We start from the raw sequence: 24,064 nt of genomic DNA, 5'->3' as shown, positions 1-24,064 counted from the left end.
GTCCGAAGAGGGCGGCGGCCGAGTGTTTGTGTTTTTTTGAGAGGACCCGTGCCGTGCCGAGCAATCAGTACGAAACGTTCATGGGGTACGTGTACGAACACGGGACCCCGAAATCCGATCGGACGGGAACGGGCACCCGTTCCGTCTTCGGTTATCAGATGCGCTTCAATCTCGAGGAGGGCTTCCCCCTCGTGACGACGAAGAAGCTCCACCTGCGCTCGATCATTCACGAGCTGCTCTGGTTCCTCAAAGGTTCGAGCAACATCGCCTACCTGAAGGAAAACGGCGTCTCGATCTGGGACGAGTGGGCCGACGAAAACGGCGACCTCGGTCCGGTCTACGGCGTGCAGTGGCGCTCCTGGCCGAAGGCCGACGGCGGCACGATCGATCAGATCGCCAACGTCGTCCACGCGATTCGCACGAATCCCGATTCGCGCCGCCTGATCGTGACGGCCTGGAACCCCGCGGAAGTCGACGAGATGGCGCTCCCGCCCTGCCACTGTCTCTTCCAGTTCTACGTGGCGGAAGGGAAGCTTTCCTGCCAGCTCTATCAGCGCTCGTGCGACATCTTCCTGGGCGTCCCCTTCAACATCGCAAGCTACGCGCTCCTCACCCATATGGTGGCCGCGCAGTGCGATCTCGGCGTCGGGGACTTCGTCTGGACGGGCGGCGACTGCCACATCTACGACAACCACGTCGAACAGGTGAAGTTGCAGCTCTCGCGCGAACCGCGTCCGTACCCGAAGCTCAACATCCTGCGTAAGCCCGACTCGATCTTCGACTACCGGTACGAGGACTTCGAAATCGTCGACTACGATCCGTGGCCTCACATCAAGGCGCCCGTGGCCGTTTGACGGTTGGACGGAGCCGAACCATTTCCATTCACTTCTTTTCGGAGGGAGCGGCGCCCGAGACGCGCTCGTACGAGCGCAAGGGCGCCCCTTTTTTATGATCGAACTCATCGTGGCGCGTGCGCGCAACGGCGTCATCGGTGCGGAAAACCGCATGCTCTGGCGCATTCCCGAAGACTTCGCGTTTTTCAAGCGTACGACGATGGGCTCGCCCATCGTGATGGGACGCAAGACCCGTCTCTCGATCGGGCGCCCCCTGCCCGGTCGCCGCAACGTGGCGGTGACCCGCAATCCCGATTTCCGGGCCGAAGGGACCGAAACGGTGACGAGCCTCGAGGCGGCCTTCGAGCTGCTTGCGAACGAGCCCCGCATCTTCGTGATCGGGGGCGGAGAAATCTACCGTCAGGCGCTTCCCGCAGCGGAGCGCTGCTGGGTGACGGTCCTCGATCGGGACTTCGAGGGTGATACCGTCTTTCCGGAGCTGCCCGAAGCCGAATGGTCCTACGAGGTGATCGATCGCCTGGAGCCCGCGGCGGACCGTCCGTACGCGGTGGAATTCCGCCGTTACGACCGTCGGAAGATGTCCACAGCAGACTGACTCTCCTCCCGAACCCCGAGCCCCGATGCAAACAAACGTCGGGGCTTTTTGTCTACGGCGTGTTCGGAGGATGCGTCGCCCGAGCCTCTCCGGCTTTTCCACCGAGCGTGGAAAAGTTGTCCCCAGTTCTCCACAGAACCTGTGCATAACTTGGGGAACAAGCGTTCAAAACGGTATTTTATGAAGGAGTTTCAAAGACTTACGAGGTTGCTTAAAAAATAGGCAAACTAGGGAATTCTCCGTAGAAACCGATTTGAGCGACGGCAACCGATTGATTTGTCTCGAAAAACAGGCGCAAAAAAAGAGCGTTTCTCGCGAAACACTCTTCTTAATTTTCCCGTTCGGGAAAATTGGCGCGGCTGGCAGGATTCGAACCCACGACCCCCTGGTTCGTAGCCAGGTACTCTATCCAACTGAGCTACAGCCGCGCGCCTACGACATGGATTGCAAATTGATTGGCGCGGCTGGCAGGATTCGAACCCACGACCCCCTGGTTCGTAGCCAGGTACTCTATCCAACTGAGCTACAGCCGCTCATCAATTGCAGGAGATGAATAGTACAGCAGTTTTTTGAAAAAAGCAAGGGGTCGACGAAAAAAAATCAAAAAAAAATGAATTCGAGCGTCGACGGGGCGAAAAAGGGGAGAATCGCGCGAAAAAGGAGTGTGTCTCCCGGCCGCGTATTTCCGTTTGAAGCGGTGCGTTATCGCGAGCGGCGCAGCGAAAGCAGCACGAGGTTCGCGAGGATGGCGCCCGCACCCGCAAGCTCCCAGGCACCGAACGTAACGCCGAGAAGAAGCGCTGAAAGGACGACGGCCGAGAGGGGCTCGAACGAAACGAGGAGTCCCGTGACGGCGGGCGAAACGTATTTGGTGCTCGCGAGGTAGCACCAGAAGGCGACGACCGTGCCGATCAGGATGACGACGCAGCACGCGGCCGCGGCCTCCCAGGTCCATGCGACGCGTGCGGCCCAGGGCGGATTGAAGACGGCCATGATGCAGCCGCCCGCAAAGAGTCCCCAGCCCGCCGTGAGGCCCGCGCCGATACGCCTCAAAACGTTTCGCGGTTGAATCGTCGAAAAGGCGCCCGAGGCGGCGGACAGAAGCCCGAAGAGGACGCCCGCAACCGAAAAGTCGAGCGAAGAGAGATCGCCCTTCGTCACGAGGCAGCCGACGCCGAAAAGCGCAAGAAGCAGACAAAAAGCTTCTCGGGGCGTGATGCGTCGCCCGTCGTGAACGGCGAGCCAGAGAAGGATCATGAGCGGCTGCGTTCCGACCAGAATCGCGGCGGTCCCCGCATTCGTGTGCGCGATCGAGAGGAAGAACGTGTACTGCCCGCTCAGAACGCCCGCGCCGTAAAGAAGGACCGCGGGCAGGTTCTCGCGCCGCAAGACGGGAGCGACGACGTTGCGGGGATTGAGAAGGAAGTCGATCGCAATGAGGAGGGCGCCCGAAGCAAGGAGCCGCAGTGCGACGAGGTCCTCGGGCGTGAAGCCGAGATCCGTGAAGAGGTACTGAGCGGCAACGCTCATGCAACCCCAGCACAGGCCGGCGGAGGACGCGAGGACGATGCCTCGGGTTTGGTCGCTGATCATGGCGAAAAGCGTCTCCGGGAAGGAGGTGCGCGCAAAGACGTTCCGGGAAAGGAATCGGAGAAAATCAACAAGGAAAAAGCCTCCGAGACGACGAAGCCCGGTCGAAACCGGGCCTCGCAGTCAGGGGGGCGTTATTCGTATCGCTTGCGAATGTCCGTTACGTAACGAACGCCGTCCGCCGTTGTCTCTTCGTGTTGTTCGAGCAACACGTGACCGGTCTGACGGCAGAATTCCGCCAGATCGCGAAGACTGTGCGGATCGGTGGAGATCACCCGCAACCGTGCGCCCGCCGCCAGGGCGGCGAGGCGCTTTTTGGTTTTCAAAACGGGCATCGGGCAGGCGAGTCCCGGAAGATCGAGCGTTTCGCTCGAGGCTTCCGAGGGGGTGCAACCCGGGACAAACGTTTCGACGGTCATGTCCCCCGTCCTTCTCAGAGCTTGGCTTCGACCCAGGACGCAACGCCAGCGAGCGCTTCGTCGAGCTTCGAGGCATCCGACCCGCCGGCCATGGCCATGTCGGGCTTGCCGCCGCCCTTGCCGCCCACCTGGAGGGCGACGAAGTTGACGAGTTCGCCCGCCTTGACGCGGTCGGTGAGGTTCTTCGTGACGCCCGCGGCAAGCTGCACGCGGCCGTCGACGACGCTCGCGAGCACGGCCGCGGCCGTACCGAGCTTGTCCTTCACCTTGTCCATCGTTTCACGAAGGGCCTTGGCGTCCGCGCCGTCCATGCGGGCGACGAGCACCTTGACGCCCTTGACGTCGACGGCCTGCTCGACGAGCGTGTCGCCGAGCTTGGCGGCCATGCGGCTCTTCAGCTGTTCGAGGGCCTTTTCGAGGGCCTTCTGCGTCTGCATCAGGTCGTCGATCTTGCCGGGGAGTTCGGAGACCGGAGCCTTGAAGCGGTGAGCGCTTTCGCTCAGCAGTTCGGCCTGTTCCTGAACGAAACGGAGCGCCTCGGTGCCGGTGACGGCTTCGATGCGGCGAACGCCCGCGGCGATCCCAGCTTCGCTCACGACCTTGAAGAAGCCGATGTCGCCGGTGCGCTTGACGTGCGTGCCGCCGCAGAATTCGACGGACGTGCCGATATTGAGCACGCGCACGGTTTCACCGTATTTTTCGCCGAAGAGCATGACGGCGCCCGTTTCCTTGGCTTCGTCGATCGGCAGAACGCGCGTTTCGACTTCGGTGTTGCGAAGGATTTCGGCGTTGACGATCGTTTCGACCTGACGGATTTCGTCGGCCGTGAGGGGCTTCGGATACGAGAAGTCGAAGCGCGTCGACTTGGGCGAAACGAGCGAACCCTTCTGGGCGACGCCGTCGCCGAGGACCGTGCGCAGGGCCTTGTGCATGATGTGCGTCACGGAGTGGTTGCGCATCGTGGCTTCGCGCAGCTCTTCGTTGACGCGCAGATCGAACGTGTCGCCGAGCGAGACGCCGCCTTCGTGCACGTGGCAGTGTTCGCCCGTGACGGCCGCCTTCACCTTGAAGGTGTCGAGCACTTCGAGGAGCGACGTGGCGTTCTTCGCTTCGCCCTTGTCGCCCGTCTGACCGCCCGATTCGGCGTAGAAGGGCGTGCGGTCGAAGACGACGACGCAGTCTTCGCCCGCGTCGACGTGTTCGACGGCTTCGCCGTCGCGGTAGAGACCGATCACCTTCGCACCGGTTTCAACGAGCGTGTCGTACCCCGTGAAGACCGTGTCGGCGCCCGAGTATTCGAGGCCTGCCGCCATCTTGAATTTGGCGCTCGCACGCGCCGCGGCGCGCTGGCGTTCCATGGCGCGGTCGAACCCTTCGGTGTCGATCGTGAGACCGCGTTCGCGGCACACGTCGCCCGTAAGGTCGGCGGGGAAGCCGTACGTGTCGTGGAGCTTGAAGAGGATTTCGCCGTCGAGGCACCCGTTCGTGCACTTGGCGATCGCGTCTTCGAGGAGTTCCATACCCTTCGTGATCGTCGCGAAGAAGCGGCGTTCTTCGTCTTCGAGCACGGCGGCGATCTTCGGGTTCTTGAGTTCGGGGTAGGCTTCGCCCATCTCGGCGACGACCGCGTCGACGAGCTTGTAGAAGAAGGGCGCGCGCGCACCGAGCTTGTAGCCGTGGCGGATGGCGCGGCGGCAGATGCGACGCAGCACGTAGGCGCGGCCTTCGTTGCCGGGGACAATGCCGTCGGCAACCGAGAAGGCGCAGGCGCGGATGTGGTCGGCGATCACCTTGAGGGAGGGCGACGTCGCGTCCACTTCACCGACGCTCACGCTCTCGACGGCAGCCTTGGCGGCGGCGAGGAGATTCTTGAAGAGGTCGATGTCGTAGTTGTTGTGCACGCCCTGCAGCACGGCCGCGATGCGTTCAAGCCCCATGCCCGTGTCGATCGAGGGCTTCGGCAGCTTGTGCATCACGCCCTTTTCGTCGCGGTAGAACTGCATGAAGACGAGATTCCAGATCTCGATGTAGCGGTCGCCGTCTTCGTCGGGGGAGCCCGGAGGGCCGCCCTGGACGCTGTCGCCGTGGTCGTAGAAGATTTCCGAGCAGGGACCGCACGGACCCGTGTCGCCCATCATCCAGAAGTTGTCGGACATGTAGCGGGCGCCCTTGTTGTCGCCGATGCGCACGATGCGCTCGGCCGGGACGCCGACTTCCTTGTTCCAGATGTCATAGGCTTCGTCGTCTTCGGCGTAGACCGTCACCCAGAGCTTTTCGGCCGGGAGCATGAAGTGCTTGGTGAGAAGCTCCCAGGCGAAATGGATGGCGTCGTGCTTGAAGTAGTCGCCGAAGGAGAAGTTCCCGAGCATCTCGAAGAACGTGTGGTGGCGCGCGGTGTAACCGACGTTGTCGAGGTCGTTGTGCTTGCCGCCGGCGCGGATGCACTTCTGCGAGGTGGTCGCGCGCGTGTAGGGACGCTTGTCGAAGCCGAGGAACACGTCCTTGAACTGGTTCATGCCCGCGTTCGTGAAAAGGAGCGTGGGGTCGTTTCCGGGGACGACCGGACTCGAATGAACGATCGTATGACCCTTGCTTTCGTAAAACTTCAGAAAGGTCCGTCGAATGTCAGCGACTTTCATAAGAGATCTAAATATGTTTGGAATTCGAGGGTCCCGAAGGCCGAAGGGTTACGTGCCCGTCCGGGGATCGGTACGCCCGTGGAAAGCTTGTTCGAAGCGACACATTTTAGCAAAGCGGTCGCGGCGGGCCGTTGCGGAACGCGCCGCTTCGAGCCCGCTTCTTCTCCGAACGCAAAGACCCGCTCCTTTCGGAAGGCGGGTCTCGGGTGTCGGGCCGGGGCTTGGCGAAAGCCCCGGCGTCAAGCGTTCGGGACGCGATCAGGCGATGCGCGAGTAGCCGCCCGCGCGATCGGATTCGCGCAGGTAGCGGTCGAACTGCATCGCCACGGCGCGCACGAAGATCTTGCCCTTGGCGGAAACGACGAGGCGGTCTTCGTAAAGCTCGACGAGGCCGTGCTTTACGTAGGGCTTCATCTTCGACCATTCGTAGGCGAAGGTTTCGTCGAACTTGATGCCGAAGCGCTCTTCGACGTCCTTCTTCTTCAGTTCGAAGTTGCACATGATCTGCATGATCACGTAGCGGCGAAGATCGTCGTCGTCGTTGAGCCAGTAGCCGCGGTTCGTGGCGAGACGCCCTTCGCGGATCGCGGCGTAGTAGTCGTCGAGTTCGCGCGGGTTGCAGGCGTAGGCGCGGCCGATCTTCGAGATGCTCGAGACGCCGAGCGCGACCATGTCGCATTCGGCCATCGTGGAGTAGCCCTGGAAGTTGCGCTGCAGGGTCCCTTCGATCTGGGCGCGCGAGAGTTCGTCGTCTTCCTTCGCGAAGTGGTCCATGCCGATGTAGCGGTAGCCGTTCTGCGTGAGACGCGTGATCGCGTCGAACATGATGTGGACCTTTTCGACCGTGTCGGGAAGGTCCGCGGGCAGAATGCGGCGCTGCGCCTTGAAGTGGTTCGGCAGGTGCGCGTAGTGGTAGAGCGCGATGCGGTCGGGCGAGAGCTCAAGCACCTTGTCGATCGTTTCGGAGAACGTGGCGCGCGTCTGCTTGGGGAGCCCGTAGATCAAGTCCATGTTGACGGACTCGAACCCGCACTCGCGGGCCGCGTCGATCGTGGCCTTCGTTTCTTCGAAGGGCTGGATGCGGTTGATCGCCTTCTGCACGTCGGGGTTGAAGTCCTGAACGCCGCAGGACATGCGGTTGAGGCCGAGTTCGCGGAGCTTTTTCACCTTTTCGGGCGGGCAGGTGCGCGGGTCGACTTCGATCGAGAATTCGCCGCGCGCGGCCAAGGGGAAGCGCTTCGTGAGCGTTTCCATCATGTGCGCGAGCTCGTCGTTCGTGAGGAACGTCGGCGTGCCGCCGCCGAAATGGAGCTGCGCGAGCTCCTGCGGGCCCGTGATGTGTTCTTTCACGAGGTCGGCTTCGCGGCCGATCGTTTCGATGTATTCGGCGCTGCGACCGTGGTCGCGCGTCACGATCTTGTTGCAGCCGCAGTAGTAGCAGACGTCGTTGCAGAAGGGAACGTGAACGTAGAGGGAAAGGTCGGCGGGGTGCTTTTCATCGGCGCGGCCCGCAAGCGCGCGCTCGTAGTCTTCAACGCCAAAGGACGCATTGAACCGGTCGGCCGTGGGGTAGGACGTGTAGCGGGGGGCCGGTACGTCGAATTTGCGCAACAGGTCCATTTCCGGCAGTTCAACGCCGCTCGTTTCCGGAGTCGTCATTGTTTTATTCCTTTGAGGCTATGACTTAAGTTAAGGATGCTGATATTATTCGACCCAAGCGTGCCGCTTCCTTGATTCGTATCAAGGCACAGGGGTATGTGACTGCCGCTCGCTGGTATAGGGGTCCGGGACAGGTGTCCGAAACCCGCATCCCGACGGTCGGCATTGTATGCGCCGCATATTATTTCAACATTAGCAGGCCGCCGTACTCCGCGAAAGCTTTGAGGGCGAACGTGCCCGGGGGGTGATCCCCCGACGAGCACCCCCGAAGACCGACGGGCGCCCGGTGCCCGCGAAGTCGATCCCGTCCCGTCCGGGACGAAGAGGAGAATAGTTCGTGATCAGCTTGTCCACGCTTCGCGTCACCTGTTCCAACTGCAACATGCGCGATTCCTGCCTGCCGATCGGCCTGACGCTCAAAGAGGTCGAACGGCTCGAGGATCTCGTCTCCGAGCGCCGCCGCGTCAAGCGCGGCGCCCCCCTCTACCGCGCGGGCGACCGGTTCCGCGCGCTTTACGTCGTGCGTCTCGGCTTCGTGAAAGGGGTCGTGATGGGCAGCGACGGCCGCGAACAGGTTTCGGCCTTTTACATGGCGGGCGACATGCTCGGGATCGACGGCATCCCGAACGCCGTGCACACGATGGATCTGATCGCGCTCGAAGACACCGAAGTCTGCGTGATTCCCTACGCCCGCATCGAAGAGTGTGCGGTCGCGGTGCACGCGGTCGGCTCGCACCTCATGAAGACGCTCGCGCGCGAAGTCGTCCGTCAGAACAACCACATGCTGCTTCTCGGCTCGATGCACGCCGAAGAGCGTCTCGCGTACTTCCTCCTTTCGCTTTCGCAGCGCTTCGAGCAGCGCGGCTACTCGCGCTCCGAATTCGTGCTTCGCATGACGCGCGCCGAAATCGGTTCCTTCCTCGGGCTGAAGTTGGAAACAGTGAGTCGCGTGCTTTCGCGCTTCGCGCACGACGGCCTCATCGAAGTGAACCAGAAGCACGTGCGCATTTTCGACTCGTCGGGTCTCCGAAGCATCATTTCGGGCGCGACGGGCGAAGCGTACGAAGAGGTCGTGCCGCTCGTTCAGGTCCCCGTCGACGAAAGCTTCGTGGGAGGCGCTTCCTATTCGGGCCCGGCCGAGCGCTCGGTCGACTGAGGCCCGAAGGGCGACCCCTTGAAAAAAACGGAGCCCCGACGCGCGGTCGAGGCTCCGTTTTTTCGAGAACCCGAGGTGCCGATCCAACGATCGTCCTCGGGTTTTGCGTTTCTTGAGGCGGTATCCGCGGCGTTTCCCGCAGCGCTGCTCAGGCGTAGGGGCGCACGAGGTCGAGCCGGTCCGTGCAGAGGCCGTCCACACCCCAGCGGAAGAGCTCTTCGACGCGCTTCGGGTCGTTCACGGTGTAGCAGAAGACCCAGTAGCCGAGGTCCTTCACTTCGCGCACGAACTCGGGCGTGATGCGCTTGTGGTTGCAGTGAAGCGCCACGCAGCGCAGTTCCGCAAGGAGTTCGCGCCAGTTGTCGGGGATCTTGTCGACGAGGAAGCCTCGCGGGATGTCGGGCGCGGTTTCAAGCGCTCCGCGCAGAGCGTCGGGCTTGAAGGAGCTGAAAAGCGGCGCCTTCGGGTTGATTCGTTCCTGTCGGTCGCCGCCCTCGCGCACGAGGTCCGCGTAGAGTTCCGCCGTCAGCCGACCGACGACGCGTCCCGTTTCGAGTTCCGCACCCGCAGCGGGCTTGATTTCGATATTGAGCCAGACGTCGTTCGCGCGGCACCACCGGACGGCCTGCTCGAACCCCGCGGGCGGCACGCCCGCGTACTGCGGCGCAAACCAGCGGCCCGCGTCGAGCGTGCGCACTTCGAGGCTCGTCAGTTCGGGGACGGAGCGATCGTCGTCGAGAATCGTGCGGCCGAACTTTTCGTCATGCATCAGAACGGGAACGCCGTCCTTGGCGAGCATGGCGTCCGTTTCCATGGCTTTGAAACCGTAACGAAGGCCCGTACGGAAACCTTCGAGCGTGTTCTCGGGAGCCATCGTGCCCGAGCCGCGGTGCGCGGCGATGCGAAGAAAAGGCCAGGGGGCCATGATCTGAATTCTCCGGAAAAGTGAGAAACGGGAACGTGCTCATCCTACCGCAGGCCGTCGGTTGCGGCGAGAGGTTTGTCGGTCGTCGAGCCGATCCCGTATCCTTGGGGCAGAATTTTTCCACGCGTTTATCGAATCACGCCATGACGTCCCCGAACCTCGACATCGACATGATGCGGCTTTTCAAAGCCCTGTGCGATTGCGGCAGCCTGTCGCTCGCCGCCAAGGAATTGAACGTGAGTATTCCGGCTGCGAGCCGCTTGCTTGCCAAACTGCGTCAGGTCTTCGGCGAGGACCTTTTCCTGCGGGGCGCCCACGGCATGACCCCCACGACCCGCGCGATGGAACTCTACGTTCCGATCGCGGGGATGCTTGCGAGCTACGGGAAGCTTTTCGTCTGCGCGGTTCCCGAGCCCGGGAGCATCGCCAAAACGATCCGCATCGGTGCGCGGAGCGAACTCGACTTCACGTACCTCGACACGGCGCTCGCACACGTCCTTGCGAAAGCCCCGAATCTTTCGCTCGAACTTTCGGCCTTCGGAGACGACCTGGAAGCGGCGCTCCTCTCTAACCGGATCGACCTGGCGTTCGGCACGCGCGATGCGCTCGGCGCTTTGCCGGCGAAGGGAGCGGACGAGGCATCGGTCGACGTGATCGGGCGCGACGCGCTCGTGCACGTGACGGGGTGCGCGCATCCGCTCGCGGAAGAGGCGCGCGTGCGCGTGCTTGAGGAATCCGACCTTCGGGGGTGCCGGCGCGTGTGCGTTGCGGGCGTGACGGACGTAAAGGACGAGGAAAAGAGGGAGGCGCCCGGAGGCGAAGGATCGGGTGAGGAAGGGCCCGCTCTCGCGTGCGCGAACCTTTCGACGGCGCTTGCGATGCTCGGCGCCAACGTGTTGCGCGCAACGCTCCCCTTTTCGTGGGCGAGACGCCTGATGCTCGAAGGACGCGCGGCGATTCTCGGGCGGGTCGAAGGAAGCGTGATCGAACCCGTGTTCGTACGCTGCCGCCCGCGGGTTTCGGATCCGGTCCTCAACTGGTTTGCAAGCGAAGTGCGCCGCACCTTCTGCTCGGAGGTCGCCCGACTCGATGCGTGGCCCGAGGTGCAAAAAGAAGCGGCGCCCGAGGCGAAAAGCGACGTCGAGGCCGGGGTCGTCTGACCGTCCGACCTTGCAGGCTTCTCCTTTCGGACGGGAGGTCGCCCGATTTCGGACGAAAAAAAACCTCGCGAACGTTTCCCAGCGCTCGCGAGGCCAACCCTCAATTTTTCTTTCAACCTTATCAGGAGAAACACGACGCGCTGCATTCACCCAACATCGCGCCGTGGGTTCACTATAGCCGAGGGTCCCCCTCTTAGGGTTTTCCGAGATATGAAACCTGTAACAGGCTGTAGGATGGAAATTTCAGGGCAAATCCGACAAATCCCTTATTCCTAAAGTGCCTAAGGGATAATGCCTAGGATAAATCGCCCACAAAAGACAAATTTTGTTACATTCGACAGACCGATCCGACCGATTTCAAGCGTCGTCCGCCGAAACGGACGGGGTCGAAAAGTGCTTCGGGCTCTTGCAACGCAGGCTCGCACTTGAACCCAAACCCTGAAAAGCAGAAAAGCGCCCGCAAGGGCGCTTTTCGTCAAGGTGTTCCGATTCGCGGGCGGAGCCGGCGTCGGAACGTCAGAAGAGGTCAGAAGCGACGCACGCGTTCGCCGCGCATCTTCTCAAGGATGCGGGCGGCCGCGGGGGCGATGTCGCCCGCGAGGAACCCCGCAAAACGCCCTTCGGCCGAAAGCCCGTGCAGATAGACGGCGGCAAGCACCGATTCGACGGCGTCGAACTTCTGAGCGAGGAGCGCCCCGATCATGCCCGCGAGCACGTCGCCGCTCCCGGCGGTCGAGAGCATGGGCGAGCCCGTCGGATTGATCCAGGTGCGGGAGCTCCGAAGCGAGACGACCGTGCCCGGGCCCTTCAGAACGACGATCGCTCCGGACTGCACGGCGAGCTCTCGCGCGGCGGCGACGCGGTCGACGGTGACACCCTTGAGGTCGCGTCGCAGCATCCGGGCGGCTTCCATTTCGTGCGGGGTGAGAACCGTGGTCGCGCGGCGGGCAAGGAGCCGGTCCTGCAACTTCAGGTCGGCGCTGATGAGGTTGAGCGCGTCCGCGTCGATGACAAGGGGCTTTTCCGCGTCAAGCGCCGCCCAAAGGCGCGCCTTGGCTTCGTCCGACGTGCTGAGACCCGGGCCGATCACGGCGGCGGTGAAGGCCGAGAAGTCGACGGGGGACTCGGAGAGCATGAGTTCGGGCATCGCCGGATCGAGCGCGGGCGCATTGTCGGCGAGAAGTTCGGCGGTCACCGTGCCCGCACCCGTCACGAGACCCGCTCGGGCGGCAAGGAGCGCGGCGCCCACGTGCCCGCGGTCGCCGCCCACGACGGCGAGGTGCCCGTAGGTGCCCTTGTGGGAATTCTTGTTGCGCGGAGCGAGCACGTGCTCGAATTCGTCCGTCTCCGCGACCGAGAGGTTCGAGAGCGGCATCGACACGTCGAGTTCGGCCAAAACGACTTCGCCCGCGGCGTCCGCGCCTTCGTTCATGTAGAGGCCCGCCTTGACGGAGAGAAACGCGATCGTCACGTCGGCGCGGCACCCCGGAATCGTGCCCACCCAGTTGCCCGTGGCGGCGTTGAGCCCGGAGGGGAGGTCGAGTGCGACTTTGAAGGCCTGACGTTCGTTGAACCAGAGCACGGCGTCGAGCGCTTCGCCCGAAACGGGCTTTTCGAGGCCCGTGCCGAAGAGGCCGTCGACCACGCAGTCGGCCTTTTCCGTCATGTAGGGGTCGCGTTCCGTCGTGCCGCCCGCGGCGCGCCACTCGGCGAGCATCGTGCGCGCGAGTTCCGAGCGGGGTTCGCCCGTCGGGAGAACGAGCTGCACGTCGAACCCGCGACGCTTCAGTTCGAGAGCGCACGCAACGGCGTCGCCCCCGTTGTTGCCCGGACCCGCAAGAAGGGTCACGCGACGCCCCGGAGAACGGGCTTCGACAAGATCGGCCGCGGCCGCGCCCGCACGACGCATCAGTTGATCGGCGCCGAGTTGGTTGGCGCTTCTTTCTTCGAGCGAACGCAGTTCGTCCGCGTTGAGAATCGTTTTGCTCATGAGTTTCAAGATGCGGTCGAGAGGCCGCGTCAAATGGACTTTCGAAGCCCGTATTCTAACGGGCCGCGGGGGGCCGAGCTTTTGTCGCGTTTTGGCTCGGCCCTTCGGGCGCTATACTCGCTCGAACGTTTCACCCGACCGAACGAGGAACACCGATGACCGCCAGCCGATTTCCGCTTTTGAATCCCGCGCCCCGCGCCGAACGCGTCGACGATCCGCTCGCCGAAACGACCGTGGGCGAAGAGACGCTTTTTGACGGTCGCTTCATGCACCTCGTGCGCGAAGAGATTCGCCTTCCCGATGGGGCGCCCGGCCGGCGCCTCTTTCTCACGCACCCCGGAGCGGCCGCGATCGTGGCGCTTTACGAAGACGGCTCGATCCTCCTCGAGCGCCAGTGGCGCCACCCGATGAAGCGCAGCTTCTGGGAAATTCCCGCGGGGAAACTCGACCCGAACGAGTCCGAACTCGTCTGCGCGCAGCGCGAACTGAAGGAAGAGTGCGGCGTCGCCGCCGAGCGTTGGAGTTCGCTCGGGACGCTTCACAACGCGATCGGCTACAGCAACGAACACATTGCGGTCTTTCTTGCGGAAGGTCTCACCGAAGGGGCGCAGGAGCTCGACGACGGCGAATGGCTCGAAGTCGTGCGCGTGCCCCTTGAGGAAGCGCTCGCCATGGCGCGCGACGGTCGCATCACCGACGTGAAGACGATCGTGGCGCTCTTTTGGACGGAGAGCAAGCTGCGCGGCCTCCGATAACGAAGCCGCAACTCCGTAGAGGCATCCCGCGCCCCGCGATTCGTCGCGGGGCGTTTTGCTTTCGGGGCCGGGAGCGCTCGGGGCTTTGATGCGGAGCGGGTGCTCGCCCTGTGGGAAAATCCGGAGCATTTTTTCCCACAATTTTTCCCACAGGGCTGCTGAAATTCGGTCGAAAAACGCCTGTTCACGACCGAAAGATCGCGAGGGTGCAGGGAGAAGAAAGTCTTGTAAATCCTGGAGACAACAAAAAACCCCGCACTTTCAAAGCACGGGGTTTCATGTTTATGGCGGAGAAGGGGGGATTCGAACCCCCGAGGCCCTTATTCGGACCTGCACCCTTAGCAGGGGTGTGCATTCGACCTCTCTGCCACTTCTCCGCAGCATCTCGTACGAAACGGGAGCGGTCGAGGCTCGCCGTAACGTTCAACCCTCCGTGGAACCCGAGGCGTTCCGTCTTCGATGAAGAGGAAGATTGAAAAAACTTGGCGCGGCTGGCAGGATTCGAACCCACGACCCCCTGGTTCGTAGCCAGGTACTCTATCCAACTGAGCTACAGCCGCTTCAGAGAAAACGAACTATATCCTCTGAAAAGCAAAAGATCAAGGGTGCGGTTTCAAAATACCATAAACATGGGATTGGACACGAAACCGCGAAAAAGCGCTCGCGGGGAGTGAAAATTCTCAGCGGTGCGATGTCTTCTCGGCTAAAATGCCTGCAATTTTTCATGGGCCAGGCACCGTTACAACGTCTACTGCCGGGTTCGGCTTCAGTCGCCGTCTCATCCGTTCGGAGAGTCGGGATTGGCCGAGCCCCCTTTGTCGTTGTTGCGATTTGCAGTCCGTTCATGCTTACTCCCTCCAGGACCCTCCGTTACGAAAAGACGGAGGTGCTTATCGCGCATGCATTCACGTTTAAGTCTGAGAAACATCACGAAGCGTTATCCGGGCATCGTGGCCAACGACGGGGTGTCGATGGACATCGACCCCGGGGAAGTGCTCGCCGTACTCGGTGAGAACGGTGCCGGCAAGTCGACCCTGATGAAGATCATCTACGGTGCGACGCGCCCCGACGAAGGCGAAGTGTATTTCGACGGCAAAAAGCTCGACGTGGCGAGCCCGGCCGAAGCGCGCTCGCTCGGCATCGCGATGGTGCATCAGCACTTTGCGCTCTTCGATACGCTCACCGTGGCGGAAAACGTGGCGCTCGGCCTCACCCGTCCCATGTCGATCGCGGAGATTTCCGAGGAAGTGAAGCGCCTCGGCGAACGCTACGGGCTCGAAGTGGATCCGGCCGGGATCGTGATGGAACTTTCGATGGGCGAGCGTCAGCGCGTGGAAATCATCCGCGCCCTGATGACGAACCCGAAGCTTCTCATTCTTGACGAACCCACGTCGGTGCTGACCCCTCAGGCCGTCAAGAAGCTCTTCGTCACGCTTCATCAGCTTGCGTCCGAAGGGGTTTCGATTCTCTTCATCTCCCACAAGCTCGACGAAATCCGCGAACTCGCCGACCGTTGCGTCGTTCTGCGCGCGGGGAAAATCGTCACGAGCGTCGATCCGAAGAAGGAAACCGAGCAGTCGCTCGCCCGCCTCATGATCGGCGCGGAGCCGCCGGTGATCCGCGAAGCGAACGGCACGCCAGGCGACGTGATCTTCGAACTGAAGGGGGTGACCACGCCCGGAAACGAGCGCGTGTGCGGCACGGAAAACGCCACCCTTTCGGTGCACGCCGGTGAAATCGTCGGCATTGCCGGCATTTCCGGCAACGGCCAGGCGCGCCTCATGGCGGTCGCTTCGGGCGAATATCCGACGCGCCCCGAAGACGTGCTTCTTTTCGGCAAGCCCGTCGGGGACCTCGACACGAAGGCGCGCCGCAAGGCGGGGTTGCGTTACGCTCCCGAACAGCGCTTGGGTCACGCGGCCGTGCCGGAACTTTCGCTTCAGGCGAACACCTACCTCACGGGCGACGACCTTGTGCGCGGCGGCTTCATCCTCGAAGAGAAGGCCCGCCGCTTCGCGCAGCTCGTCATCGAGCGCTTCCACGTGAAGACGCCCAACGAAAAGCGCGCCGCCGGGAGCCTCTCGGGCGGGAACCTGCAGAAATTCATCATGGGGCGCGAAATCCTCAACCGCCCGCGCGTTCTGCTCGTCAATCAGCCGACCTGGGGCGTCGACGTGGGGGCTGCGGCCGTCATTCGCAATGCGCTCATGCGTCTTCGCGAAGAGGGTGCCGCCATCGTCGTCGTTTCGGAAGAAATCGACGAAATTTTCGAAATCGCCGACCGCGTTGCGGTGATGTACCGCGGGCACCTTTCGCCTGCGGTTCCCAAGGCCGACATCTCCGTCGAAGAGGTCGGTCGCTGGATGTCGGGCCTCTGGCCGGGATCCTCCTTCAAGAATACCCAGGATAAGGACGCGGAGGTCGCGCGATGATTCAGCTTCCCATCAAGATGGTTCCGTGCCAGGAACCCCGGAAGGTGCTCCGCTGGGTTTCGCCCGTCGCGGCCGTCTTCCTCACCCTCGTTACGGGGTTCGTGCTCTTTGCGGCGCTCGGTCAGGATCCGATGCGCGCGCTTTACACGTTCTTCATTGCGCCGCTCGACTCGATGCGCGGCTGGACGGAAGTGGGCGTCAAGATGACGCCGCTCCTTCTGTGCGCCGTCGGTCTTGTGGTCTGCTTCAAGGCGAACATCTGGAATATCGGTGCCGAAGGGCAGCTCATTGCGGGCGCCATCGCCGGGGGCTGGGTCGCCCTGCAGGCGGATGCGTCGAGCGGTCCTCTGTTCGTCATCCTCGTCATGCTCGCTTCCGCGGCGGGTGGCGCGCTCTGGGGGGCGCTTACGGCGCTTTTGCGTCACCGCTTCCACGCGAACGAAATTCTCGTTTCACTGATGCTCGTCTACGTGGCGCAGCTCCTTCTTGCCTGGGCCGTTCAGGGCCCGATGCGCGACCCGATGGGGTTCGGCTTCCCGCAGACGCGCCTGTTCGATTCGGGGGCGCTCCTTCCGATGCTCGTCGAAGGCACGCGCCTTCACGCGGGCGCCCTTCTCGCCTTCATCGCCGCGCTCGGCATCTGGCTCCTGATGGACAAGATGGCGCTCGGCTTCCAGTTCAAGGTGTCGGGCATGGCTCCCTTTGCCGCGCGTTACGCGGGCTACCACCCGGGGCAGCTCATCTGGGCCTCGATGCTCATTTCGGGCGCTCTCGCGGGCCTTGCGGGCGGCATCGAAGCGGCAGGCCCCTTGGGGCAGCTCACGCCCACGATCTCTCCGGGCTACGGCTTCGCCGCGATCATCGTCGCCTTCGTCGGTCGTCTTTCGCCTCTCGGCTGCATTCCCGCCGCTTTCGTGATGGCGCTCTTTTACCTCGGGGGAGAACTCGCCCAGAGCCGACTCGGGCTTCCCTCGTCGATCACCGGGGTCTACCAGGGGCTCCTTCTTTTCTTCATTCTTGCCTGCGACACCATGATCTTCTACCGCCTCCGTTGGGTGGGTTTCTCGAAGGAGGGCAAATAAGATGTCTCTTGCCGCTTCGATCATTTCCTCGACCCTCAATGCCGGGACGCCGTTGCTCATCGCCGCCGTCGGCATTCTGATTCACGAGAAGTCCGGGGTGCTCAACCTCGGCATCGAAGGGATCATGCTCTTGGGCGCCGTGGCGGGCTTCGGCACGACGCTCGCGACGGGGAGTTTCGCGCTCGGGTTCCTGGCCGGCATGGGCGCGGGGCTCCTTTGCGGGTTGCTGTTCGCGTTCTTCACGATCGGGATGCACGCGAACCAGTACGCGGCGGGTCTGGCGCTTGCGCTTTTCGGTGCGGGCCTTTCGGCCTTCGTCGGGCAGCCCATGCAGGGGGCGGCGCTTCCCTCGCGCGCCGAGCTCGGGATCCCCGGTCTGGAGTCGATTCCCTTCGTGGGCGAAGCCTTCTTCTCGCTTCACCCGATGGTCTACGTCGCGCTCCTTTTGATGGCGGGCGTCTGGTACTTCCTCTTCAAGAGCCGCGCGGGTCTCGTTCTTCGCGCCGTGGGCGAGGCGCCCTCGTCGGCTTATGCGCTCGGCTATCCCGTGCGTCTCATCCGATTCGGTGCGGTCCTTTTCGGCGCCGTCATGTCGGGGCTTGCGGGCGCGTACCTCTCGCTCGTTTATACGCCCCTCTGGGTTGAAGGGATGGTGGCGGGCCGCGGCTGGATCGCGCTTGCGCTCGTTACGTTCGCGACGTGGCGCCCGGCGCGCGTCGTCGTGGGCGCCTACCTCTTCGGGGGCGTCACGATGCTGCAGTTCGCGCTTCAGGGGATGGGCGTTTCGGTGCCGCCCCAGTTCATGTCGATGACCCCCTATCTCGCAACGATTCTCGTACTGGTGCTCATCTCGCGCAATCCGATGTGGATTCGCCTCAACGTGCCCGCTTCCCTCGGGAAGCCGTTCGCACCGCACGGCTGATACGACCCATAACGAAGGGCGGTTCGCGCTTGCGCGGCCGCCCTTCGATCTACAATCGAGCACAACACCGTTTTCTCTTTCCTTTGTATCCCTTCTCTTTAGGAAAACATTACGATGCAAAAGCGTACTGCTCTCAAGCTCGCGCTCGCGGGCGCCTTCTCGATGATGCTTTCGGCCTGCGGTAAGGAAGAAGCCAAGGCGCCGGCGGCCGAACCGAAGAAGGACGCCGCCGACGCGACGAAGAACGCTTCGGCCGCGCCCGCCGCGGACGCCCCCCTCAAGGTGGCTTTCATCTACGTGAGCCCCGCCAACGAAGAAGGCTGGTCCTCGCAGCACGACCTCGCCCGCAAGGCCCTCGAAGCCAAGTACGGCTCGAAGATCCAGATCACGTGCCTTGAGAACATCCCCGAAAACGCCGACGCCGAACGCGTTCTGCGCGACCTCGCGAAGCAGGGCAACAAGCTCATCTTCGCGACCTCGTTCGGCTACATGAATTCCGTCATGAAGGTGGCGAAGGAATTCCCGGACGTTCACTTCGAACACTGCACGGGCTACCAGTCCGCCGCGAACGTCCTCAACTACACGGCCCGCTTCTACGAAGCCCGCTACATGGCCGGCATTCTCGCGGGCGCCACGACGAAGACGAACATCCTCGGCTACGTCGCCGCCTTCCCGATCCCCGAAGTGCTCCAGGGCATCAACGCCTTCACGCGCGGCGCTCAGAGCGTGAACCCGAACATCGAAGTTCGCGTCGTCTGGACCTCCTCCTGGTACGACCCGGGCAAGGAAAGCGACGCCACGAAGTCGCTCATCGGCCAGAAGTGCGACGTCATCACGCACCACACCAATTCGACCGCCGTCGCCGCCGCCTGCGAAGAAGCGAAGGTTCCGGTCATCTCCTACAACTCCGCCATGAAGAAGGCCGCCCCGACGATGCTCCTCGCCGGCGTCGTGCACCTCTGGGACGAGTACTACTCGAAGCGCATCGACGCGCAGCTCGCCGGTACGTGGAAGCCCGAAAACCTCTGGGGCGGCGCTCCCGAACACATGATCGACGTGGTCGAAGTCTCCGACAAGGCTCCGAAGGAAGCCGTGGCGAAGATGCGCGAAATCTACAACGCCATGGAAAAGCGCGAATTCCATCCGTTCACGGGCCCCGTCGTCACGAACGAAGGGAAGGAAGTCGTGGCGGCCGGCCAGACCCCGACCGACAAGGATCTCCTCTCGATGAACTGGCTCGTGAAGGGCGTGGCCGGGAAGCTCCCGCAGTAAGTCCTTTCGAAGACCGCATCGGAACACGAAGAACGCACGGGGCGTCTCAAGAAGCGACGTCCCCGCGCTCTCAAGCAGGTTCCGACGGTTCGACGCGACAACCCCCGACGGCACGTGCGGCCGCCGGGGATTTTTTCGGCCCGTGAAATCGTGCCCGCAAGCCCGATGCGGATTCGGGAAAGCTCGGAGAAACAAGGAAAAACGGAGGATCGGGCACGGGTATCGGAAAGGCGCTTTGTTAGAATCCGACCGTCACACCCACGAACGGATCTCCGCACCATGTCGGACAGCTTCTCCCTCATCACCAGTTTGGTGACCGCTTTCGGTCTCGCCCTCGTCTTCGGGTATCTGGCCGAAAAATATTTGAAAACCCCGGCCCTCGTGGGATACATCATTGCCGGGGTGGCCGTGGGGCTCATCCCGGGGCTGCCCGCCGTCGACGTCGGCATGACCGAGCAGTTGGCCGAAGTGGGCGTCATGCTCCTCATGTTCGGCGTGGGGCTTCACTTTTCGGTGGCGGACCTCAACAAGGTGCGCGGCGTGGCGATCGTGGGCGCCGTTTCGCAGATGGTGCTCGCAAGCGCCCTCGGGACGCTTTTCGCCGTGACGGTCTGGGACTGGAACGTCGGGAGCGCCGTCGTCTTCGGGCTCTGCCTCTCGTGCGCTTCGACCGTGGTCGTCACGAAAGCGCTCGAAATCCGTCGTCTCACTTTCAACATGAGCGGTCAGGTGGCGATCGGCTGGCTCGTCGTTCAGGACCTCGTGACGGTCTTCATCATGGTGTGTCTGCCGCCCTTCGCGCAGGTGATCCACGGCGAACCCGGCGTCACGGGCACGCAGGTTGCGGTCGACCTCGTGCGAACGCTTGCGGGCGTGGTGCTCTTTGTCGTTCTCATGCTCGTCGCGGGCCGCAAGATCTTCCCCGAAATTCTCCGACGCGTCGCCATGACGGGCTCGCGCGAACTCTTCACGCTGGGCGTACTCGCCTGCGCGATCGGGATTGCCTACGGGGCGGGTGCGATCTTCAACGTGAGTTACGCTCTGGGTGCGTTCTTTGCGGGCATGGTCATGCAGGAGAGCCGCTACGCGCACCGCGCGGCGAAGAATTCGCTGCCGCTCCAGGACGCGTTTGCGGTCCTCTTTTTCGTCTCGGTCGGGATGATGCTCGACTGGCACATCTTCATCGAGCAGCCCCACGAAGTGCTCTCGGTCGTTCTCATCATCATGGGGGTGACGACGAGTGTTTCGTTCGCGCTCGTCGTGCTCCTCAAGTGGCCGCTCGACGTGGCGCTGGTGCTCGCCGCTTGCGTCGCGCAGATCGGCGAATTCTCCTACATCCTGGCCGCCCAAGGGGTCTCGCTTGAGCTCGCGGACACCCACATGCTGAGCCTCATCGTGGCGGCCTCGATTCTGACGATCGCGCTCAACCCGGCGATGTTCTCGATCATCCCGAAGGTGCGCAACCGCCTCGTCACCCGCTACGGCTGGGCGAAGCGCGCCGCCATGCGCCGCGCGCCGATGGCGGAACTCCCCGCCGACACGCCGCGCGAGTGGCTCACGGGCCAGGTGATCGTGGCGGGCTACAACGAAATGGTGCCCGGGTGTCTGACGGCGCTTTCCGCGGCACGACGCCGCACGATTCTCGTCTGCAGCGCTCAGGATCAGCTCGACGACGTCGTCGAAACGACGAAAACCCGCGTGATCGCGGGCGACGCCACCGACCCGATGGTGCTCGTGCAGGCGCACGTTGCAACGGCCGCCGTACTCGTCCTGCCCCTCGGCGACTCGATTCTCGCGCGCAAAGTGATCGACCTCGCGCGCGAACTCAACAACCGCATCCGCGTCGTCGTGCGCGTGCCGACGGCCGAAGAGGCCGTGCTCTTTGAAAAAGACGAAAGCGTGACGGTCGTCTGCGACGAAGTCGCCCGTTCGGCCGCGTTCACGATGGCGGCGATCGCCAGTCTCGCACAAAGCGACGCGAAGAAAGCCGAACCCGATGCGGCCCGCAAGGACGAAAGCGCCCGGAATGCGGACGACGACGAAGACGATGATGAGGACGACACCTCCTCCGAATCCGCCGACGGCGCCGCAACGACCGAAGGCGCTGCGGACGGCGCCTCGTCCGAGCGGCTCAACGCGCGGCGCTTCCGCCGGTTCGAGCGCTTTGCCTCCGCCGTGCGCCAGGCCGTGCGGGGTCGTGCGGGCGAGCCCGAAGTGCCCGAGGCCGATTCTGCATCTCCGACCGCGTCGTCCGGGGCCGACGATCGCCCGAAGATCTCCGAACACAAAGAGCGGGAGATTCGAGAAGGAGCGCTCCTCTTTCTCGAAGGGCTCGAACGCACGACGAAAAAGCTCGCCGACCGCTATCGGGCGAGGAAAGCACCCAAGCACGCCGCGGACGAACATTCGGATGAAGCGTCGGGCGCCGCAGCGTCCTCGTCCGGCGCATCCGAAACGTCGGACGACCGCGACGATCGTCCGAAGGCTTGAGTCCACCCGTTCGAGTCGAAAACAATTTCGCTAGACTGCATCGGCCGGAGTTCTCCACGCGGGATTTCGGCCGATGTTTTTCCGCTCGTTTTCGTTCTTCGCTTTTCGGCCATGTCCTCGTCGCTCCTTCTTTACGTCATCGCCGCGCTTCTTGCGGGTGTACTCGTTCTGCTCGGTTTCGTTCTCTCGCTTCAACTCTCGAGCGCGCGTCGCGGCGCCGAAGAGGAGGGCGACGCGGACGCCGTCTTCTCGGCGATCGAAGCTTCGCGGCGCGAGATTCTGCAGCAGATCGCCCTTCAGACGAACGGCATGGCGCACTCGACGCAGAACCTCATGAATTTCGTCGTCGAATCGCAAAAGCACGCCAACGGCTCGGTTCTCGAGTGGACCCGCACCTCGGACGCGGCGCTCGCGGGGATGCGCGAGACCCTCAACCGCGAGTTTCGCGAGCTCCAGAGCATGATGGAAACGCGCCTGGAGCGCGTTCGGGGTGAAAACGAACGCAAGCTCGAACAGATCCGCGAGACCGTTCAGGAAAAGCTCGACGCGACGCTCACGGAGCGACTCCAGACGAGCTTTCGCACGGTGGACGCGAAGCTCGCCCTCGTGCAGCAGGGCCTCGGAGAAATGCGCGCCATGGCGGAAAACGTCCGCCGCCTGCAAAACGTTTTGACGAACGTGAAGACCCGCGGCCTTTTCGGCGAAACGCAGTTCGAAGCGATCGTCTCCGAAATCCTCACGCCCGCACAGTACGCCAAGCAGGTGCGGATCATTCCGGGGAAAAACGTGGCGGTCGACTTCGCGGTGAAGCTTCCCGGTCGCGACGGTCAGGGGCCCGTGTGGCTTCCGATCGACTCGAAGTTCCCGGTCGAACCCTGGGAGCGCCTTCAGGCCGCAACGGATGCGGGGGACGCGAACGGCGCGGCCGCGGCACGCAAAGAATTGGAGCGGGCGATTTTGAAGCAGGCCGAATCGATTCGGGAAAAGTACGTCGAACCCCCGTACACGACGGATTTTGCGGTGATGTTCCTTCCGAGCGAGGGGCTCTATGCGGAGGTGCTGCGTACGCCCGGCCTCGTCGAGCGACTGCAACGCGAGTGCCGCGTGACGCCCACGGGCCCGACCGTCGCCGCGGCGCTTCTCAACAGTCTCCTCATGGGCTTCATGACGCTCGTCATGGAAAAGCGCAGCGGAGAAGTCTGGACGCTCCTTGCGAACGTGAAGACCGAGTTCGAACTCTTCACGACGCAGTTCGCGCTCGTGGAGAAGAAGTTCCACGAAGCGCAGAATTCGCTCTCCCAGATGGGCACGCGCAGCCGTCAGATGGAAAAGTGCATGTCGGCAATCGACGAACTCGCGGCGGTCGACCAACCCGCGAAGCCGCGCGACGCTCTCGAGGCGATCGAGGGTCTCAACGGTCTCAACGTTCCGCTCGGGCAATCCTTCCAAGGCGCCGCTTCGACCTCGCCTTCCGCTTCGGGCGCTTCGTCCTCCGTTTCGTCTGATCCGTCGGCTTCGACCGAATCCCCGGCATCGAGCAGTCCGAACGATCCGAGCGCTCCGAATGCTCCCTTCGTCGGCGCGTTTTCTTCGGCTTCCTTCGGGAAAGACCGTTTATGATGCGCTGATGGGGCGAAGCGTTCCAAACGTTCCAAACGGTCCGAACGTTCGCCCCAACGGTTTCCGTCCGGGCGGTTTTGCCTTTCGGTTTGAAGGCCACACCCGCAAAACGCCCGCGCAACATCCGATCCGGCGCCCGCGGACACGTGCCGCGCACGCGCACCCATTTCGAGGAAAACTCCATGCTGCGAAAAATTGCTTTGCTTTTCGCTCTTCTTGCGGCGCTCGGTACGGCCGGGTGCAACACCGTGGAAGGGTTCGGCCAGGACGTGAAGAAGGGCGCCGCCCACGTGGGCGAAGCGCTCGGCAAGGCGGGGGACAAGATCTCCGAAACCGCGTCCGAACTCGGCAACGGCGGCAACGGCGGCGAAAAGTCGTCCGAACAGACGTCCGAGAACCGCTGAAGAAGCCTCGGCTCGAAAGCGAAAAACGCCGCGAATCCCGTCGGACTCGCGGCGTTTTTTTCAGTGGCGAGGAACGCATCGATCACGGTGCGCTCTTCGC

Annotated in this window: 18 protein-coding genes and 4 tRNA genes; 12 read left to right on the top strand and 10 right to left on the bottom strand. The window is 63.1% G+C overall.

The window, feature by feature from the left end:
* Positions 1 to 53: 53 nt before the first annotated feature.
* Together S6FBBBH3_RS09550 and S6FBBBH3_RS09545 are read left to right on the top strand one after the other, a co-directional pair.
* Complete coding sequence (locus S6FBBBH3_RS09550; RefSeq protein WP_120177520.1) at positions 54 to 854, top strand: thymidylate synthase; 801 nt, start codon at positions 54 to 56, stop codon at positions 852 to 854.
* A gap of 94 nt (positions 855 to 948) precedes the next feature.
* Positions 949 to 1,449 (top strand): dihydrofolate reductase, encoded by a 501-nt coding sequence (locus tag S6FBBBH3_RS09545; RefSeq protein ID WP_120177519.1) that lies wholly within the window; start codon positions 949 to 951, stop codon positions 1,447 to 1,449.
* Between the two features lie 351 nt (positions 1,450 to 1,800).
* Here S6FBBBH3_RS09545 and S6FBBBH3_RS09540 read toward each other — a convergent pair.
* The 6 genes from S6FBBBH3_RS09540 to hemN all read right to left on the bottom strand — a co-directional run bounded on the left by S6FBBBH3_RS09540 (position 1,801) and on the right by hemN (position 7,756).
* Positions 1,801 to 1,877 (bottom strand) — tRNA-Arg (locus tag S6FBBBH3_RS09540).
* A 28-nt stretch (positions 1,878 to 1,905) separates the two neighbouring features.
* A tRNA-Arg gene (locus S6FBBBH3_RS09535) sits at positions 1,906 to 1,982 on the bottom strand.
* Positions 1,983 to 2,151: 169 nt separating this feature from the next.
* Positions 2,152 to 3,042 (bottom strand): DMT family transporter, encoded by an 891-nt coding sequence (locus S6FBBBH3_RS09530; protein ID WP_120177518.1) that lies wholly within the window; start codon positions 3,040 to 3,042, stop codon positions 2,152 to 2,154.
* A 131-nt stretch (positions 3,043 to 3,173) separates the two neighbouring features.
* Complete coding sequence (locus tag S6FBBBH3_RS09525) at positions 3,174 to 3,458, bottom strand: sulfurtransferase TusA family protein (RefSeq protein ID WP_120177517.1); 285 nt, start codon at positions 3,456 to 3,458, stop codon at positions 3,174 to 3,176.
* 14 nt (positions 3,459 to 3,472) lie between these two features.
* Complete coding sequence (gene alaS / locus S6FBBBH3_RS09520) at positions 3,473 to 6,097, bottom strand: alanine--tRNA ligase (protein ID WP_120177516.1); 2,625 nt, start codon at positions 6,095 to 6,097, stop codon at positions 3,473 to 3,475.
* Between the two features lie 258 nt (positions 6,098 to 6,355).
* Positions 6,356 to 7,756, bottom strand: coding sequence for an oxygen-independent coproporphyrinogen III oxidase (gene hemN, locus S6FBBBH3_RS09515; protein ID WP_120177515.1), 1,401 nt, complete (start codon positions 7,754 to 7,756; stop codon positions 6,356 to 6,358).
* A 340-nt stretch (positions 7,757 to 8,096) separates the two neighbouring features.
* On the opposite strand from hemN, the gene S6FBBBH3_RS09510 reads away from it, so the two are divergent.
* The gene (locus S6FBBBH3_RS09510) at positions 8,097 to 8,912 is read left to right on the top strand and encodes a helix-turn-helix domain-containing protein (RefSeq protein ID WP_120177892.1); all 816 of its coding nucleotides are present in this window, start codon (positions 8,097 to 8,099) and stop codon (positions 8,910 to 8,912) included.
* Between the two features lie 148 nt (positions 8,913 to 9,060).
* On the opposite strand, the gene ugpQ is transcribed toward S6FBBBH3_RS09510, so the two are convergent.
* Positions 9,061 to 9,837, bottom strand: a complete 777-nt coding sequence (gene ugpQ / locus S6FBBBH3_RS09505) for a glycerophosphodiester phosphodiesterase (RefSeq protein ID WP_170143909.1) — start codon at positions 9,835 to 9,837, stop codon at positions 9,061 to 9,063.
* A 143-nt stretch (positions 9,838 to 9,980) separates the two neighbouring features.
* On the opposite strand from ugpQ, the gene S6FBBBH3_RS09500 reads away from it, so the two are divergent.
* Positions 9,981 to 10,997, top strand: a complete 1,017-nt coding sequence (locus S6FBBBH3_RS09500; protein ID WP_120177513.1) for a LysR family transcriptional regulator — start codon at positions 9,981 to 9,983, stop codon at positions 10,995 to 10,997.
* Positions 10,998 to 11,523: 526 nt separating this feature from the next.
* On the opposite strand, the gene S6FBBBH3_RS09495 is transcribed toward S6FBBBH3_RS09500, so the two are convergent.
* On the bottom strand, positions 11,524 to 12,987 hold the full coding sequence (locus S6FBBBH3_RS09495) for an NAD(P)H-hydrate dehydratase (RefSeq protein WP_120177891.1): 1,464 nt from the start codon (positions 12,985 to 12,987) through the stop codon (positions 11,524 to 11,526).
* 155 nt (positions 12,988 to 13,142) lie between these two features.
* Here S6FBBBH3_RS09495 and S6FBBBH3_RS09490 point away from each other — a divergent pair, with 155 nt between their 5' ends.
* A complete protein-coding gene (locus S6FBBBH3_RS09490) occupies positions 13,143 to 13,742 on the top strand; it encodes an NUDIX domain-containing protein (protein WP_120177512.1) in 600 nt (199 codons plus the stop codon).
* A 285-nt stretch (positions 13,743 to 14,027) separates the two neighbouring features.
* Here the strand turns inward: S6FBBBH3_RS09490 and S6FBBBH3_RS09485 are convergent.
* Together S6FBBBH3_RS09485 and S6FBBBH3_RS09480 are read right to left on the bottom strand one after the other, a co-directional pair.
* Positions 14,028 to 14,119: transfer RNA gene (locus tag S6FBBBH3_RS09485), tRNA-Ser, on the bottom strand.
* Between the two features lie 106 nt (positions 14,120 to 14,225).
* A tRNA-Arg gene (locus S6FBBBH3_RS09480) sits at positions 14,226 to 14,302 on the bottom strand.
* Between the two features lie 339 nt (positions 14,303 to 14,641).
* Here S6FBBBH3_RS09480 and S6FBBBH3_RS09475 point away from each other — a divergent pair.
* From S6FBBBH3_RS09475 to S6FBBBH3_RS11465, 7 genes are all read left to right on the top strand, one after another.
* The gene (locus S6FBBBH3_RS09475) at positions 14,642 to 16,174 is read left to right on the top strand and encodes an ABC transporter ATP-binding protein (protein WP_120177511.1); all 1,533 of its coding nucleotides are present in this window, start codon (positions 14,642 to 14,644) and stop codon (positions 16,172 to 16,174) included.
* Complete coding sequence (locus S6FBBBH3_RS09470; protein WP_120177510.1) at positions 16,171 to 17,256, top strand: ABC transporter permease; 1,086 nt, start codon at positions 16,171 to 16,173, stop codon at positions 17,254 to 17,256. The genes S6FBBBH3_RS09475 and S6FBBBH3_RS09470 overlap by 4 nt, the downstream gene beginning before the upstream one ends.
* 1 nt (position 17,257) lies before the next feature.
* Positions 17,258 to 18,178: an ABC transporter permease gene (locus tag S6FBBBH3_RS09465; RefSeq protein ID WP_120177509.1), complete on the top strand. Its 921-nt coding sequence runs from the start codon at positions 17,258 to 17,260 to the stop codon at positions 18,176 to 18,178.
* A 114-nt stretch (positions 18,179 to 18,292) separates the two neighbouring features.
* The gene (locus S6FBBBH3_RS09460; protein WP_120177508.1) at positions 18,293 to 19,450 is read left to right on the top strand and encodes a BMP family ABC transporter substrate-binding protein; all 1,158 of its coding nucleotides are present in this window, start codon (positions 18,293 to 18,295) and stop codon (positions 19,448 to 19,450) included.
* A 279-nt stretch (positions 19,451 to 19,729) separates the two neighbouring features.
* Positions 19,730 to 21,940, top strand: a complete 2,211-nt coding sequence (locus tag S6FBBBH3_RS09455) for a cation:proton antiporter (protein ID WP_120177507.1) — start codon at positions 19,730 to 19,732, stop codon at positions 21,938 to 21,940.
* 111 nt (positions 21,941 to 22,051) lie between these two features.
* Positions 22,052 to 23,560, top strand: a complete 1,509-nt coding sequence (locus S6FBBBH3_RS09450; RefSeq protein WP_120177506.1) for a DNA recombination protein RmuC — start codon at positions 22,052 to 22,054, stop codon at positions 23,558 to 23,560.
* A 182-nt stretch (positions 23,561 to 23,742) separates the two neighbouring features.
* Positions 23,743 to 23,964: a hypothetical protein gene (locus S6FBBBH3_RS11465; RefSeq protein WP_408646486.1), complete on the top strand. Its 222-nt coding sequence runs from the start codon at positions 23,743 to 23,745 to the stop codon at positions 23,962 to 23,964.
* Positions 23,965 to 24,064: the final 100 nt, after the last annotated feature.

Source organism: Sutterella megalosphaeroides, from assembly GCF_003609995.1.
Taxonomy (GTDB): domain Bacteria; phylum Pseudomonadota; class Gammaproteobacteria; order Burkholderiales; family Burkholderiaceae_F; genus Sutterella; species Sutterella megalosphaeroides.
The sequence above is the reverse complement of the archived record's forward strand: the minus strand, read 5'-3'. Positions and strand labels throughout refer to the sequence as shown.

Bases quoted from the DNA above. Each gene is read 5' to 3' on its own strand.
- S6FBBBH3_RS09465 (WP_120177509.1), top strand. From the start codon at position 17,258: ATGTCTCTTGCCGCTTCGATCATTTCCTCGACCCTCAATGCCGGGACG.
- S6FBBBH3_RS09455 (WP_120177507.1), top strand. From the start codon at position 19,730: ATGTCGGACAGCTTCTCCCTCATCACCAGTTTGGTGACCGCTTTCGGT.
- S6FBBBH3_RS09460 (WP_120177508.1), top strand. From the start codon at position 18,293: ATGCAAAAGCGTACTGCTCTCAAGCTCGCGCTCGCGGGCGCCTTCTCG.
- S6FBBBH3_RS09525 (WP_120177517.1), bottom strand. From the start codon at position 3,458: ATGACCGTCGAAACGTTTGTCCCGGGTTGCACCCCCTCGGAAGCCTCG.
- S6FBBBH3_RS09530 (WP_120177518.1), bottom strand. From the start codon at position 3,042: ATGATCAGCGACCAAACCCGAGGCATCGTCCTCGCGTCCTCCGCCGGC.
- S6FBBBH3_RS09475 (WP_120177511.1), top strand. From the start codon at position 14,642: ATGCATTCACGTTTAAGTCTGAGAAACATCACGAAGCGTTATCCGGGC.
- hemN (WP_120177515.1), bottom strand. From the start codon at position 7,756: ATGACGACTCCGGAAACGAGCGGCGTTGAACTGCCGGAAATGGACCTG.
- alaS (WP_120177516.1), bottom strand. From the start codon at position 6,097: ATGAAAGTCGCTGACATTCGACGGACCTTTCTGAAGTTTTACGAAAGC.
- S6FBBBH3_RS09490 (WP_120177512.1), top strand. From the start codon at position 13,143: ATGACCGCCAGCCGATTTCCGCTTTTGAATCCCGCGCCCCGCGCCGAA.
- S6FBBBH3_RS09450 (WP_120177506.1), top strand. From the start codon at position 22,052: ATGTCCTCGTCGCTCCTTCTTTACGTCATCGCCGCGCTTCTTGCGGGT.
- S6FBBBH3_RS11465 (WP_408646486.1), top strand. From the start codon at position 23,743: ATGCTGCGAAAAATTGCTTTGCTTTTCGCTCTTCTTGCGGCGCTCGGT.
- ugpQ (WP_170143909.1), bottom strand. From the start codon at position 9,837: ATGGCCCCCTGGCCTTTTCTTCGCATCGCCGCGCACCGCGGCTCGGGC.
- S6FBBBH3_RS09545 (WP_120177519.1), top strand. From the start codon at position 949: ATGATCGAACTCATCGTGGCGCGTGCGCGCAACGGCGTCATCGGTGCG.
- S6FBBBH3_RS09495 (WP_120177891.1), bottom strand. From the start codon at position 12,987: ATGAGCAAAACGATTCTCAACGCGGACGAACTGCGTTCGCTCGAAGAA.
- S6FBBBH3_RS09470 (WP_120177510.1), top strand. From the start codon at position 16,171: ATGATTCAGCTTCCCATCAAGATGGTTCCGTGCCAGGAACCCCGGAAG.
- S6FBBBH3_RS09500 (WP_120177513.1), top strand. From the start codon at position 9,981: ATGACGTCCCCGAACCTCGACATCGACATGATGCGGCTTTTCAAAGCC.